Source organism: Burkholderia sp. KCJ3K979 (assembly GCF_016759955.1).
In the GTDB taxonomy this organism is placed as follows: Bacteria; Pseudomonadota; Gammaproteobacteria; order Burkholderiales; family Burkholderiaceae; genus Burkholderia; species Burkholderia orbicola.
On record NZ_JACFYV010000004.1, the window covers coordinates 83394 to 97099 of the forward strand.

12 protein-coding genes are annotated in these 13706 nt (G+C 63.3%); 4 read left to right on the top strand and 8 right to left on the bottom strand.

The window, feature by feature from the left end:
• Positions 1–28: 28 nt before the first annotated feature.
• The 4 genes from H3O04_RS02230 to mnmE all read right to left on the bottom strand — a co-directional run bounded on the left by H3O04_RS02230 (position 29) and on the right by mnmE (position 3751).
• Entirely contained in the window at positions 29–496 is a 468-nt protein-coding gene (locus H3O04_RS02230) for a hypothetical protein (protein ID WP_202587066.1), read from the bottom strand.
• A gap of 63 nt (positions 497–559) precedes the next feature.
• Complete coding sequence (locus H3O04_RS02235; RefSeq protein WP_202587067.1) at positions 560–850, bottom strand: hypothetical protein; 291 nt, start codon at positions 848–850, stop codon at positions 560–562.
• Between the two features lie 103 nt (positions 851–953).
• Complete coding sequence (locus H3O04_RS02240) at positions 954–2189, bottom strand: tyrosine-type recombinase/integrase (RefSeq protein WP_202587068.1); 1236 nt, start codon at positions 2187–2189, stop codon at positions 954–956.
• 167 nt (positions 2190–2356) lie between these two features.
• Entirely contained in the window at positions 2357–3751 is a 1395-nt protein-coding gene (gene mnmE / locus H3O04_RS02245; RefSeq protein WP_202587069.1) for a tRNA uridine-5-carboxymethylaminomethyl(34) synthesis GTPase MnmE, read from the bottom strand.
• A gap of 335 nt (positions 3752–4086) precedes the next feature.
• Here mnmE and H3O04_RS02250 point away from each other — a divergent pair, with 335 nt between their 5' ends.
• Positions 4087–4521: a transcriptional regulator gene (locus tag H3O04_RS02250; protein ID WP_006489946.1), complete on the top strand. Its 435-nt coding sequence runs from the start codon at positions 4087–4089 to the stop codon at positions 4519–4521.
• A 134-nt stretch (positions 4522–4655) separates the two neighbouring features.
• Here the strand turns inward: H3O04_RS02250 and yidC are convergent, their stop codons facing one another.
• The 4 genes from yidC to rpmH all read right to left on the bottom strand — a co-directional run bounded on the left by yidC (position 4656) and on the right by rpmH (position 7292).
• A complete protein-coding gene (gene yidC / locus H3O04_RS02255) occupies positions 4656–6329 on the bottom strand; it encodes a membrane protein insertase YidC (RefSeq protein ID WP_202587070.1) in 1674 nt (557 codons plus the stop codon).
• An 8-nt stretch (positions 6330–6337) separates the two neighbouring features.
• Positions 6338–6604 (bottom strand): membrane protein insertion efficiency factor YidD, encoded by a 267-nt coding sequence (yidD, locus tag H3O04_RS02260; RefSeq protein ID WP_011546514.1) that lies wholly within the window; start codon positions 6602–6604, stop codon positions 6338–6340.
• A gap of 76 nt (positions 6605–6680) precedes the next feature.
• Entirely contained in the window at positions 6681–7142 is a 462-nt protein-coding gene (rnpA, locus tag H3O04_RS02265; RefSeq protein WP_006489941.1) for a ribonuclease P protein component, read from the bottom strand.
• Between the two features lie 15 nt (positions 7143–7157).
• On the bottom strand, positions 7158–7292 hold the full coding sequence (rpmH, locus tag H3O04_RS02270) for a 50S ribosomal protein L34 (RefSeq protein WP_004198824.1): 135 nt from the start codon (positions 7290–7292) through the stop codon (positions 7158–7160).
• 421 nt (positions 7293–7713) lie between these two features.
• Here rpmH and dnaA point away from each other — a divergent pair, with 421 nt between their 5' ends.
• The 3 genes from dnaA to gyrB all read left to right on the top strand — a co-directional run bounded on the left by dnaA (position 7714) and on the right by gyrB (position 13236).
• On the top strand, positions 7714–9291 hold the full coding sequence (dnaA, locus tag H3O04_RS02275) for a chromosomal replication initiator protein DnaA (protein ID WP_059501500.1): 1578 nt from the start codon (positions 7714–7716) through the stop codon (positions 9289–9291).
• Positions 9292–9461: 170 nt separating this feature from the next.
• The gene (gene dnaN / locus H3O04_RS02280) at positions 9462–10568 is read left to right on the top strand and encodes a DNA polymerase III subunit beta (RefSeq protein ID WP_006490996.1); all 1107 of its coding nucleotides are present in this window, start codon (positions 9462–9464) and stop codon (positions 10566–10568) included.
• Positions 10569–10761: 193 nt separating this feature from the next.
• Entirely contained in the window at positions 10762–13236 is a 2475-nt protein-coding gene (gene gyrB / locus H3O04_RS02285) for a DNA topoisomerase (ATP-hydrolyzing) subunit B (protein WP_202587071.1), read from the top strand.
• Positions 13237–13706: the final 470 nt, after the last annotated feature.

The following is a 13706-nucleotide window of genomic DNA, read 5'->3' on the forward strand; positions in this document are numbered from 1 at the left end:
TTTCTTCCGCATCGCTGTTCCGTTGCGTCTAGAATCGATCATCGTTTGCGGCATCACGAGCCTCAAATCGCCGCAACTGCCATCCTCGAATCTGCACTAGTGCACGCGCCCATTGCGATGGCGACAGCGTCCTCCAACTGGGCTCCGGACGCGGCCACAGACGCTTCACCCGGAAGCTCACAATGTCGGACCAGTTAGGGTTAGAGGGATTCGCTGAATCTGACGGCGTGTAGAGCGCTACATAGGCCGGCACGTCCGCCATGCGAGCCAAATGCTGCATGACTCCGGCCGGCTTGTCTTGGCCAATATCGCGTGCCACCTCAACAAGCGCCAGCGGGACCTTGCCCGCATTGTCATACTCCGCGAACAGCACGGAATCGAGATCCGCCATCGTCAGCGATGCGGCTTGGTCAGCACATAAGAATCGGCCGATCGAGGAAGCGCGATGCCAGATGCCATAGGCACGATCGCGGGTTTCATAGCGCTCAGTTTTCATGAGTCGCTCCTTATGGCCGTAGCACGTCTAGGCCACGGCAAAAACGTTGGTACGGTTGGTGGGTTATCGCGACACGACCGGGACAGTACATGCGCCTCGAATGTCCAGCGACAACCCGTTGAGCATGTCTTGGAGGCAGTCCGCTACGCCGCAAATTGCTGCAGCATTCTGGTGAAGCGATTGGGCATAGTAAGAAGCCTCTTGCCGAACTTCATCAACCGACACGTCGAGGTGTTGTGACGCCAAACGATCAACGGCACAAACGAGATTTCGAATTTGCGTGATCGCGGAATCAAACTGATCGCGCGCGTTCGGGGCAAGTTGTTGCCCTTCGGTAGAATTGGACTTAGCCATGGTACGGACCTCCTATATAGGCCGTGTTGTGGTCAGGCGGTCTTGGTGCGCCAACACCTTGACTGCCGCTTCGCCTGATTCCGTCAGGCAACGGTCATGCAATCTATGCGGCCGTGCCACCAAAGCTGCCGATCACGACCTTCCTATCTCCACCGACCTGAGCCTCGACAAACTCTGCCCATAGCTGGAGGATCTTCCGCCGCTCGTCTGCATACTCGGCCCGGTTGTACACGCCCTTGATGCCCTTGATCGAGTGCGCCAGTGCCTTCTCGATCGCATCCGACGACATGCCCATCTCGTGCAGGTGCGTCGACGCGGTACGGCGGAAGTCGTGCAAAACGAAGTGCTGAACATCGATGCTGAGCGAGCGCACTGCCTGATTAAGCGTGCTCTTCGCAATCGGTTTGTCACCGCGGCCGCGCGTCGACGGGAATACGTGCTCGTGATTGCCCGTCTGCTCGTACAGCTCGCGAAGCATCGCAACGGCCTGCGAGGACAGGTAGACCCAATGCTCCTTGTCCTTCTTCATCCGGTCGGCAGGAATGCGCCAGATGCCGGCGTCGAGATCGAACTCCGACCACCGCGCCTCGATCAGCTCGGACTTCCGAACCATCGTCAGGATCAGCAGGTGGATCGCGAGCTTGAGCGCGCGGCGAATGTCTGAGGCGTAGACGGCCCGCAGCACGGTCCCGATCTCGTCAGGAGAGAGGACTCGCGTGCGGCTGTCCTGGGTGGCGACAAAGCGCGCGACGACGGCATGTGCAGGATTCGTCGGCGCCAACTGGCGCGCAATCGCGTATTCGAACAGTCGTTTGATGACGTTCCGGGTCGAGAGCGCCATCTTGGGGGCGCCGCGGGCCTTGATCCGGTCGCAGATCGCCAGCACGTCACCAGGAGTCACGTCCGGCAGCGGCTTGTTGCCGATCGCGGGATAGATGTCCTTCTCAAGCGCGCGCTTGATCGTCCGACCGTACTCAGGGGACATCCCCGCGATCTGCGTTGTGTACCAATCGTCGCCGAACTCCCGAACCGTATCGAAGCGCTTCACGGCGCCGCGATCCTTCTTGGCATCGGCGATAGGGGAAACGCCTTTGGCGACGATCTCGGCGTATCGGCGGGCCTTCTCGCGCGCATCCTGCAGAGTGACTGCGGGATAGTCGCCGATCGTCACCATTGGCTGCCGTTCGCCGTGCAGTGTGTACCGGTAGCGCCAGACCTTCGACCCCGACGTCATGACCTCCAGCACGAGGCCGCCACCGTCTGAAATACGGTAGCGCGCCGCCTTCGGCTTGAGCGCCTTGATGCGGGTGTCATTCAGCGGGACGACGGTTTTCGGCATGGTTGGTACACATCGATTGGGACACAACGTCCATGTGTACCTAAATGTGTACCATCAAAGGCTGGATGTCAATAGACAACCTTGGGCAACGCTAGGCGACCAATCCTAGCATTCACAAGGGTTTCAGAGGGGTAACTAGACGACCTTGGACAACCCTGGGCGACTGGTTATTTTCCAATACAAAACCTGCTGAAAATCACCCCCAGCAGATCATCCGACGTGAACTCCCCGGTAATAGCATTGAGCTGCTCCTGCGCGAGCCGAAGCTCTTCGGCAAACACATCGAGCGACTGCGCGCGCTGCTCCGCGTGATCCGCCGCCTGCGCGAGATGTTCCTGCGCGGCCCGCAGCGCGATCAGATGCCGCTCGCGCGCCAGATAAACGCCCTCGGCCCCCGCCTGCCATCCCGCAATCCGCAGCAACTCTGCACGCAGCATGTCGATCCCGTCGCCGCGCTTCGCCGACAGGTGCACCTCGGTCAGATCGCCTTCCGCCGCCGGATGCTCGACACACGCCGGCACGCCCGTCAAATCGGTCTTGTTCAACACGCGCACGACCGGCACGCTTGCCGGAAACCGCGCGGCGATCACTTCGTCATCGGGCGTCATCCCCGTGCGCGAATCGAGCAGATGCAGCACGACGTCCGCGCGCTCGATCTCGCTCCATGTGCGCGCAATGCCGATCCGCTCGACTTCATCCTCCGTCTCGCGCAACCCGGCCGTATCGATGATGTGCAGCGGAATCCCTTCGACCTGGATCGTCTGCGCGACCTTGTCGCGCGTCGTGCCGGCGATCGGCGTGACAATCGCCAGCTCTGCGCCCGCCAGCGCATTCAGCAGCGACGACTTGCCGACGTTCGGCTGCCCCGCCAGCACGACCGATAGCCCTTCGCGCAACAGCGCACCCTGCCGCGCATCGCCGAGCACGTGCGCGAGCTGTGCGCGGATCTTCGCGAGCTTGCCGCGCGCGTCGGCCGCTTCGAGGAAGTCGATTTCCTCCTCCGGAAAATCGAGCGTCGCCTCGACCAGCATCCGCAGCGTGATCACGTCCTCGACGAGCGCATGGATCTGCCGCGAGAACGCGCCGTCGAGCGAACGCCCGGCCGAGCGCGCGGCCGCCTCGGTGCTCGCCTCGATCAGGTCGGCGACGGCCTCGGCCTGCGCGAGGTCGAGCTTGTCGTTCAGGAACGCGCGCCGCGTGAACTCCCCCGGCTCCGCGAGCCGCAGCCCGAAGCCGCGCCCCGCTTCCAGGCAGCGCTGCAGCAGCAGCTGCATCACGATCGGCCCGCCGTGCCCCTGCAGTTCGAGCACGTGCTCGCCGGTATACGAATGCGGCGCCGGGAAATACAGCGCGATCCCGCGGTCGAGCGGCGCGCCGTGCGCGTCGAGGAACGGCACGTAGCTCGCATGACGCGGCGCGAGCCTCTGTCCGCACAACGCGTCGATCAGCGGCAGCGCGGCCGCCTCGCCGCCGCGCCCGAACGACACGCGGACGACGCCGATGCCGCCCCGGCCGGCAGCAGTGGCAATGGCGACGATCGGATCGGAATCGGTAGCGAGCATGGCAATCGGAGCAATCGGGTAATCAGCGGATGAATGGTGCGCCCGCGCAACAGTTCGGGCATCGGAACGCCGGCATTGTAGCGTGCCGGCTCACACGCCACCGGCCGCGACGCCGGATTCGGACTCGCCCGAATTTATCCCGCCGGGGATAAGCCGAGTATCAGTCCGGCGCATGACGGTGCGGCCATTTCGGACGAGTATGCGTGCCGGAGAGGCTTGGCACCGCGTCCCTCAATTTCATTCTCCATCCTGACCAAGGGGGGATTCATCCAAACGAGATACGTTTATCCCATATGGTTGTCTGGGACGCGGCGATGGAATTGCACAATCTCCCCATGCCGACATCCGAAGAAAAAGCCGCGTTCTCGGAACGCCTGAAATTCGCCCTGCGGCGCAGCCCGGAGAAGGTCACCGGCGCGACGGAGCTGGCGAACCGATTCAATCTGCGTCACCGCGGAACGCACCCCGTTTCGCCGCAAACCGCGCACAAATGGCTGACGGGCCGCACGATCCCGACGTCGGACAAACTCGAAACGCTCGCCGAATGGTTGCGCGTCGAAGTGCACTGGCTGCATTACGGGCCGTCGCCGAGCGTGATCGAACATCCGACGCCGCAACCGCTGCCGCGCGACGAACGCTATCCGCCCACGCCCGAGACGATCGAACTCGCATCGAAGATCGAGGCCTTGTCGCCGCATCAGCGCTACCTCGTGCAGGAACTGGTCGAGCAGTTCTACGGCGATCCGAAGCTCGAAGCGAAGAAGGCCTGAGCGGCAGCAGCCGCACGCGCCGCCGCTGTCGTCGCCGAGAAAACGCCGGGCAAACAAAAAGCCGCATGGTCACGAACCATGCGGCTTTTTTGCGCGCATCGCGGGCGGCTGGCCACCCGCGAATGCAACGAACGTCAGGCCGGCTTCTTCTTGACGCCGCCGAGCTTGCGCGTGATGTAGTACTGCTGCGCGATCGACAGCACGTTGTTCACGACGTAGTACAGCACGAGACCAGCCGGGAAGAAGAAGAACATCACCGAGAACGCGATCGGCATGAACTTCATCATCTTCGCCTGGACCGGGTCCGGCGGCGTCGGGTTCAGGCTCGTCTGCACGAACATCGACACGGCCATCAGCACCGGCAGGATGAAGAACGGATCGCGCTGCGACAGGTCGTGAATCCACAGAATCCACGGTGCGCCGCGCATTTCGACCGATGCGAGCAGCACCCAGTACAGCGAGATGAACACCGGGATCTGGATCACGACCGGCAGGCAGCCGCCGAACGGATTGACCTTCTCGGTCTTGTACAGCTCCATCAGCGCGGCGTTCATCTTCTGCGGATCGCTCTTGAAGCGTTCGCGCAGCGCCTGCATGCGCGGCGTGATTTCCTTCATGCGCGCCATCGACTTGTAGCTCGCGGCGGACAGCGGGAAGAACACGGCCTTGATCAGCACCGTCAGCAGCACGATCGCCCAGCCCCAGTTGCCGACATAGCCGTGGATCTTCTCGAGCAGCCAGAACAGCGGCTTCGCGATGATCGTCACCCAGCCGTAGTCCTTCACGAGCTCCAGGCCCGGCGCGATGCCTTCGAGCATGCGCTCTTCTTCCGGACCGGCGAACAGGCGCGCCTGCACGTCGGCCGACTGGCCCGGCGCGATCGCGGCGACCGGCTGCTTCACGCCGACGCGGTACAGCGTCGGGTCGATCTTTTCAGCGTAGATGTCGCGCTTCGCGCCCTGCTGCGGAATCCAGGCCGACGCGAAGTAGTGCTGCACCATCGCGACCCAGCCGTTGTCCGCGGACTTCTCGAAGTTCGCCTTGTTCTTGTCGAGGTCGCTGAAGTCGATCTTCTGGAAGTGCTTCGCGTCCGTATAGACCGCCGGCCCGAGGAACGTGTGCGAGAACATCGGCGTTTCGACGGCCGTGTTGTCGCGCACCAGTTCCATGTAGACCGTCGGCGTGACCGGTGCCGTGCCGACGTTGTCGATCTTGGTGTCGACGCCGATCACGTAGCTGCCGCGCGTGAACGTGTAGGTCTTCACGACCTTCACGCCGCCCTTCACCGGCGATTCGAACGACAGCTTCAGCGTGTTCTGGTCGCCCGTCAGCGACGTCGAGCCGGGGTTCAGCTGCGTGTAGACGTCGTTGTGGTTCGGGAAATCGCCGCCGAGCAGGCCCGTGCGTGCGAGATACGTATGGCCGGCCGTGTGGTCGAACAGCGTGATGTACAGGTCGGGTTGCTTGCCGTCGCCCTGCTTCTTCAGCGTCAGCTTCGCGAGCGTGCCGCCGCGCGTGTCGATTTCGCCGTCGTACACGTCGGTCGAGAATTTCACGAGCTGCGCCTGCGCGGCCGGGGCCGGGGCCGTGGTCGTGGTCGACGGTGCGGCGCCGGCCGCGGCAGCAGGCACATCACCTGCGGTCGTCGTCGCGCCCGTGCCCGATGCGCCGCCGGCAGCGGCCGGGGCCGTCTGCGTGGCGCTCGGGAAGAACATCGACGGGCGTCCATGGTCCCGCTGCCAGTTGTCGTACAGCATGACAGCTGACATGAAGAAGATCACCCATAGGACGGTGCGTTTGATATCCATGCGTTGTCTCAGAGTCGATGGGACCGCGCGTCGGCTTCGCCGCGAGCGCGAGTGTCGGAGTTGGGCGGCGGGACGAGGTCGACGCCGCCCGCAGAAAACGGGTGGCATCGGCACACGCGCCTGACGGCGAGATACGTGCCGCGCGCGGCGCCATGATACTGGATTGCCTCGCGCGCGTAATCCGAACAGGAAGGATAAAAACGGCAACGGTTGCCGAGCATCGGGCTCACGGCAACCTTGTAGAAGCGCAGCAAGGCGATCAATACCGTTTTCATACCTTGGGCGGCGCCGTACGACGCCGCGTCAAAACCGGCCGGGCGGGCGCGAACGCCGCACCGGGGCACGGATGCGTCACTCGGACGCGGGCTTCGACGCGCGGCGGGCGATTTCCCGAACTGCCCTGTCGAGCAGTTCGCGGATCTCGGCCGCGCACATCGCCGCGAGCGGGGCGGAAGCCGCGCTCGGCAGCGCTTTCTTGTCGAAGCGCGTGTGCTGCCGCAGCAGCAGGTCGTAACCGGCGAATTCGGCGCGGCGCAGGCGAAACTGATCGCGCGCCAGCCGCTTCACGAGGTTACGTGTTACTGCACGCGGCGCATACTTCTTGCCGATGACGAGCCCCAAGCGTGCGGGCTGACCGGTCGGCTTGCCGTAGATCACGAAGTGCGCGGAACGCCGCCAGGGGCGCAAACGAAAAACGGATGAAAATTCATCCGTTTTCAGAAGTCGCGCAGCTTTCGGGAAGGCGGCTTTCGTCTGCGACGGATTCGCACCCGGCTCGACGGCACCTTCCGCAGGACTGCGGACGGCGGACACAGCGCGCAACCTGCCTTAGATGGCGAGGCGCTTGCGGCCCTTCGCGCGGCGAGCGTTGATGACCTTGCGGCCACCTGCCGTCTTCATGCGGACACGGAAGCCATGGGTGCGCTTGCGGCGCGTCACGGACGGTTGGTAAGTACGTTTCATGATGTTCTCACTTGTTCGAGAATGTCGAAATTCAGGGGACCGCGTGCCCTTAACCGGAGGCATTCGGGCGAACGCAATCGCCGGGAATACAGGATTGGTTTTCGCGGAACCCGCTATTTAAACCGTTTTTCCGTTGACGGTCAATACTTTACGAGTCGCTCGCCTGTGCCGGGCCGGGCCGATCCGGCCCCGCGACCCACAAACCCAGCCTGTGGATAAGTCCCGCTGTGGCCGCGTTTGGCGTTAGAATCTCGCCTTATCTCCAAGAATCCCGCACGCCGCCTCGGCTCGCGCCTGCCCCTCCAACACTGTGACGCAGGCGTCCGAGGCACGCTCGCACGACCGCTTCGGGCCTTGTTGCGCGACTGCGACAAGGGCGCCGGCGAGCCGCGCTGTGCACGCAAAAAACGACAGTTACTTGATGAACGATTTCTGGCAACACTGTTCCGCACTGCTGGAGCGCGAGCTGACGCCCCAGCAGTACGTGACGTGGATCAAACCCTTGGCCCCGGTGGCCTTCGATGCGTCGGCGAACACGCTGTCCATCGCCGCGCCGAACCGTTTCAAGCTGGACTGGGTCAAGAGCCAGTTTTCGGGCCGGATCTCCGATCTGGCCCGTGAATTCTGGAACACGCCGATCGAAGTCCAGTTCGTCCTCGATCCGAAGGCCGGCATGCGCAGCGCGCCCGCGGGCGCCGCACCGGCTGCCCCGCGTGCGCCGCTAGCGCCGAGCGGCCCGGCCGCGACGGTCGCCGCGATCGCCGCCAACCTGACCGCGCATGCCGCCGCCGCGCCCAGCGCGCCGGCCGACGTGCCGATGACGCCGTCGGCGGCCGCCGCGCACCACCTGAATGCCGACGACGCCGACATCGACCTGCCGAGCCTGCCCGCGCACGAAGCCGCGGCCGGCCGCCGCACGTGGCGTCCGGGCCCGGGCGCCGCGCCCGCGAACGGCGGCGAAGCCGATTCGATGTACGAACGTTCGAAGCTGAACCCAGTGCTCACGTTCGACAACTTCGTGACCGGTAAAGCCAACCAGCTCGCGCGCGCCGCCGCGATCCAGGTCGCGGACAACCCCGGCATCTCGTACAACCCGCTGTTCCTGTACGGCGGCGTGGGCCTCGGCAAGACCCACCTGATCCACGCGATCGGCAACCAGCTGCTGCTCGACAAGGCCGGCGCGCGCATCCGCTACATCCACGCCGAACAATACGTATCGGACGTGGTGAAGGCGTACCAGCGCAAGGCGTTCGACGACTTCAAGCGCTACTACCATTCGCTCGACCTGCTGCTGATCGACGATATCCAGTTCTTCTCCGGCAAGTCGCGCACGCAAGAGGAATTCTTCTACGCGTTCGAGGCGCTGGTCGCGAACAAGGCGCAGGTGATCATCACCAGCGACACGTATCCGAAGGAAATCTCGGGCATCGACGATCGCCTGATCTCGCGCTTCGACTCGGGCCTCACCGTCGCGATCGAGCCGCCCGAGCTGGAAATGCGCGTCGCGATCCTGATGCGCAAGGCGCAGTCGGAGGGCGTGAATTTGTCGGAAGACGTCGCGTTCTTCGTCGCGAAGCACCTGCGCTCGAACGTGCGCGAGCTCGAAGGCGCGCTGCGCAAGATCCTCGCGTATTCGAAGTTCCACGGCCGCGAGATCTCGATCGAGCTGACCAAGGAAGCGCTGAAGGACCTGCTGACCGTGCAGAACCGGCAGATTTCGGTCGAGAACATCCAGAAGACCGTCGCCGACTTCTACAACATCAAGGTCGCCGACATGTACTCGAAGAAGCGCCCCGCGAACATCGCGCGGCCGCGGCAGATTGCGATGTACCTGGCGAAGGAACTCACGCAGAAGAGCCTGCCGGAAATCGGCGAGCTGTTCGGCGGGCGCGATCACACCACCGTGCTGCACGCGGTGCGCAAGATCGCCGACGAGCGCAGCAAGGACGCGCAGCTCAACCACGAGCTGCACGTGCTGGAACAGACGCTGAAGGGCTGAGCGCGCGCGCCGCGCTTGATAATTCGGCCTCCGCCCCAATTTAAGGGGGGCGGTTCGGTTTTGAGGCACAATACTGGTTTGACCGCCCCGGTGGTGGCGGGCCAAGAGCCCGGCCGGCGGGGCGCTGCGTGGCTGCTGCGCTGCAGGCCGTTACTCAACGAAGGAACTCTATGCAACTGGTCAAGACCGAACGAGACACCCTCCTCAGGCCGCTGCAAACGGTCAGCGGCATCGTCGAACGCCGCCATACGTTGCCGATCCTCGCCAACCTGCTGATCACCAAGAACGGCCCGGACGTTTCATTCCTGTCGACCGACCTGGAGCTGCAGATCACCACGCGCGCCGATTTCGGCGTCGGCGGCGACCAGATCGCGACCACCGTCGCGGCCCGCAAGCTGCTCGACATCCTGCGCGCGATGCCTGACGGCCAGGTCACGCTGTCGCTCGCGGACAAGCGCCTCACCGTTCAATCGGGCAAGAGCCGCTTCGCGCTGCAGACGCTGGCGGCCGACGAGTTCCCGACCGTCGCGCAGGCGAAGGATTTCGGCGCCACGCTGACCGTCCCGCAGAAGTCGTTCCGCCAGTTGCTCGGCATGGTGCACTTCGCGATGGCGCAGCAGGACATCCGCTACTACCTGAACGGCATGCTGCTCGTCGTCGACGGCGACCAGCTGATGGCCGTGGCCACCGACGGCCACCGCCTCGCGTTCTCGTCGATGAAGCTCGAAGGCGGCACGTTCGGCCGCCAGGAAGTCATCGTGCCGCGCAAGACGATTCTCGAGCTGCAGCGCCTGCTCGAGGACATCGACGACACCGTCACCATCGACATCGCGCAAACCCAGGCCAAGTTTACGTTCGGCCAGGTCGAGCTCGTGTCGAAACTCGTCGAGGGCAAGTTCCCCGACTTCCAGCGCGTGATCCCGAAGGCGCACAAGAACACGTTCGAGATCGGCCGTGAAGAACTGCAGCGTTCGCTGCAGCGCGCGGCGATCCTGACCTCGGACAAGTTCAAGGGCGTGCGCTGCATCATCGCGCCGGGCCAGCTGAAGATCATGTCGACCAACGCCGATCAGGAAGAGGCGCAGGAAGAACTCGAAATCGCTTATCAGGGCGATACCGTCGACATCGGCTTCAACGTCACGTATCTGCTCGACGTGCTCGCGAACCTGAAGGTCGACACCGTGCAGGTGAGCCTCGGCGACGCCAGCTCGAGCGCGCTGATCACCGTGCCCGAGAACGACGAGTTCAAGTATGTCGTGATGCCGATGCGCATCTGACGCGCTCGACATCGCGACACACACCAGGGGGCGGCAAGCCCCTTTGGCGTTTTTATGGCGAACCGACAACCCGCCCTTTTAGTGCCTTTTCGGCACTTGGGGCGGGCCAGGAAACTGGAGCGGCCCGGCGATTTCTCTCGCTGAAACGCACCGCGCCGCCACGAGAGTGGCCCCGCAGAACCGGAAGATATCCATGAGTGAACAGCACAATTCGCAACCCGATAACAGCAGCTACGGCGCTTCGTCGATCCAGATCCTCGAAGGTCTGGAAGCGGTGCGCAAGCGCCCCGGGATGTACATCGGCGACACGTCGGACGGCACCGGTCTGCACCACCTCGTGTTCGAGGTGCTCGACAACTCGATCGACGAAGCGCTGGCCGGGTACTGCAACGACATCCACGTGACGATTCACGCCGACAACTCGATTTCCGTGACCGACAACGGCCGCGGGATTCCGACCGACGTGAAGATGAACGACAAGCACGAGCCGAAGCGCAGCGCCGCCGAGATCGTGATGACCGAGCTGCACGCCGGCGGCAAGTTCGACCAGAACAGCTACAAGGTGTCGGGCGGCCTGCACGGCGTGGGCGTGTCGTGCGTGAACGCGCTATCGAGCTGGCTGCGCCTCACCGTGCGGCGCGACGGCAAGAAGCGCTTCATGGAGTTCCACCGCGGCGTCGCGCAGGATCGCGTGATCGAGGTGGTGGACGGCGTGGAAGTGTCGCCGATGCTCGTCACCGGCGATACCGAGAACCGCGGCACCGAAGTGCACTTCATGGCTGATCCGACCATTTTCGGCACGGTCGAGTATCACTACGACATCCTCGCGAAGCGGATGCGCGAGCTTTCGTTCCTGAACAACGGCGTGCGGATTCGCCTGACCGACCTGCGCTCGGGCAAGGAAGACGATTTCGCGTTCGCCGGCGGGGTGAAGGGCTTCGTCGAGTACATCAACAAGACGAAGACCAACCTGCACCCGACCGTGTTCTTCGCGAACGGCGAGAAGGACGGCGTGGGCGTCGAAGTCGCGATGCAGTGGAACGACAGCTACAACGAAAACGTGCTGTGCTTCACGAACAACATTCCACAGCGCGACGGCGGCACGCACCTGACCGGCCTGCGGGCCGCGATGACGCGCGTCATCAACAAGTACATCACCGACAACGAAATCGCGAAGAAGGCGAAGGTCGAGACGACCGGCGACGACATGCGCGAAGGGCTGTCGTGCGTGCTGTCCGTGAAGGTGCCGGAGCCGAAGTTCAGCTCGCAGACGAAGGACAAGCTGGTTTCGTCCGAGGTTCGTGCGCCGGTTGAAGAGGTTGTGGCGAAGGCGCTCGAAGAGTTCCTGCTCGAAACGCCGATCGACGCGAAGATCATCTGCGGGAAGATCGTTGAAGCTGCTCGGGCGCGGGATGCGGCGCGGAAGGCGCGCGAGATGACGCGCCGTAAGGGCGTGCTCGACGGCGTCGGTCTGCCCGGCAAGCTCGCAGACTGCCAGGAGAAAGACCCGGCGAAGTGCGAAATCTACATCGTCGAGGGCGACTCGGCAGGTGGCTCGGCGAAGCAAGGGCGTGACCGGAAGTTCCAGGCGATCCTGCCGCTGCGCGGCAAGGTGCTGAACGTCGAGAAGGCACGCTACGACAAGCTGCTGTCGTCGGAACAGATCGTCACGCTCGTGACTGCGCTTGGGTGCGGGATCGGCAAGGAAGACTACAACCTCGACAAGCTCCGCTATCACCGCATCATCATCATGACCGACGCGGACGTCGACGGTGCGCACATCCGGACGCTGCTGCTCACGTTCCTGTATCGCCAGATGCCGGACATGATCGAGCGCGGGTACGTGTATATCGCGCAGCCGCCGCTTTACAAGATCAAGGCGGGCAAGGACGAGCGGTATCTGAAGGACGACGTGGAGCTCAACGCGCACATGCTGCGGTTGGCGCTGCAAGGCTCGGAGCTGGTGCCGGGGGAGAATGCGGCAGCGATTTCTGGGGATGCGCTTGGGGAGCTGGCAAGGTCGTATCTGCTGTCGCAGAGCGTGATCGATCGGTTGAGCCGGTTGTATGACCCGGCCGCGCTGGAAGCGGTCATGGATGGTGTGGTGATCGACCTCTCCAATGAGGAGTCGACCGAGGCTTCGGCTAAGGCGCTGCACGCTGCGTTGCATGATGAAGCGCTGAAGAACGAAGTGCGGGTTGTGCCTTCGTATGACGCGGTCCGCGAACAGCGGGCGCTGCATGTCGAACGCACGCATCACGGCAATGTGCGCGTTTCGGTCATCGACCAGGAATTCCAGCATACGGCGGATTATCAGCAGCTCGTGACGACGGCGAATACGTTCAAGGGGCTTATTGGGGAAGGGGCGGTCATCAAGCGCGGTGAGCGCAGCATGGTCGTGGCCGACTTCAAGAGCGCGATGAAGTGGCTGCTGGCGGATGCTGAACGGAACGTGTCGAAGCAACGCTATAAGGGCCTCGGCGAGATGAACCCCGAGCAGCTGTGGGAAACGACGATGGATCCGGCAGTGCGGCGCCTGCTGCGTGTGCAGATCGAAGACGCGATTGCGGCGGATGGGATCTTTACTACCCTCATGGGGGATGACGTCGAGCCGCGGCGGGCGTTTATTGAGAGCAATGCGTTGCGGGCGGGGAATATTGACGTCTAACGTAGCCACCTAGTCGTAGAGCGCCAGATTAAATGCGACTGGCGCCACTGTTTTGCACTTGGGTGACTAAGTTGACTTGGGTGACCAAGTTGTCGCGACTACCTACACATCGCGGACACCACTTCATGATCGCTCCGCGGACTCTTAATCCGTAGATCAAGTGTTCGAGCCACTCGCGCCCGACAAGACAAATTCAAGGGCTTAGCCTATGCTAGGCCCTTTTTTTCGTCCCAAGCCAGCTCATTTTGAGGCTTTGCCACAGCTCGAAACTTGGCCTCGGATCAACGATTCCGAGGCTTACGATGACTAGCATCATTAAGCGCGGGAATTACTGGCGAACCCATGACCTGCCCCCGGTTTTAGTCCGAACTGCAGTTAGAGTCCGAGGTTAAAAACTGCTGCTTCGCGTCGTGCGCCCGGGCGAACTGCGCAGGCGTCAGATAGCCGAGCGAACTATGAGGCCGCTCGGT